Raw genomic sequence first — 739 nt, 5'->3', positions numbered from 1 at the left:
CAGTTGATGCTCGTCGCCGGCAGCCCCAGCGCACGCCGGTGCTGCGCGAGCGCGTCCAGGAACGCGTTGCCCGCGGCGTAGTGCCCGGAGCCCACCGAGCCCCACACCGCGGAGATGGACGAGAAGAGGACGAAGAAGTCCAGCGAGACTTCCCGCGTGAGCGCGTGGAGATGCCACGCCCCCTCCACCTTCGGCGCCAGCACGGCGTCCAGCGCGGAGGCATCCAGCTCCCGCAGCCGCGCGTGCGTGGAGACCCCCGCCGCATGCACCACGCCCTTGAGCGGAGGCATCGTCGTGCGCACCTGCTCCAGCAGCTCCGCCAGCTGCTCGTGGCGGGACACGTCCGCGCGCGCGAGCACCACCGTGGCGCCCGCGGCCTCCAGCGCCTGCACCGCCAGGATTCGCGCGGCCACGTCCCCACCGCGAGCCGCGAGGGCCTCCCACTCCGCCCGCTCCGGGAAGGCGCTGCGCGCCGTCAGCACCAGGTGCCGCGCGCCCTGCCTCACCATCCACCGCGCGACGTGAAGCCCGAGCTCGCCCTGACCTCCCGTGACGAGGTACGTCGCCTCAGCCTCCAGCGTCGCCGTCCTCGCCGGGGGCAGCGGGCATTGCGCGAGCCGGGGAACGAACCGCCGCCCGCCGCGCAGCGCGAGCTGCTCCTCGCCCTCGCCAGCGCCCCGCGTGAGCACCTCCTCCAGCGCGGCGACCTGCGCGTCCCCGCCCGCCGACTCCAGGTCCT

Annotated in this window: 1 protein-coding gene; it reads right to left on the bottom strand. The window is 75.2% G+C overall.

The genetic code is table 11. The features are described from left to right. Positions 1-739 (bottom strand): SDR family NAD(P)-dependent oxidoreductase (locus tag G4D87_RS38360; protein WP_163787664.1); only part of this gene is annotated, 739 nt, incomplete at both ends.

The sequence above is a fragment of the Myxococcus vastator genome (assembly GCF_010894475.1).
GTDB classification, from domain to species: Bacteria; Myxococcota; Myxococcia; order Myxococcales; family Myxococcaceae; genus Myxococcus; species Myxococcus vastator.
The sequence above is the reverse complement of the archived record's forward strand: the minus strand, read 5'-3'. Positions and strand labels throughout refer to the sequence as shown.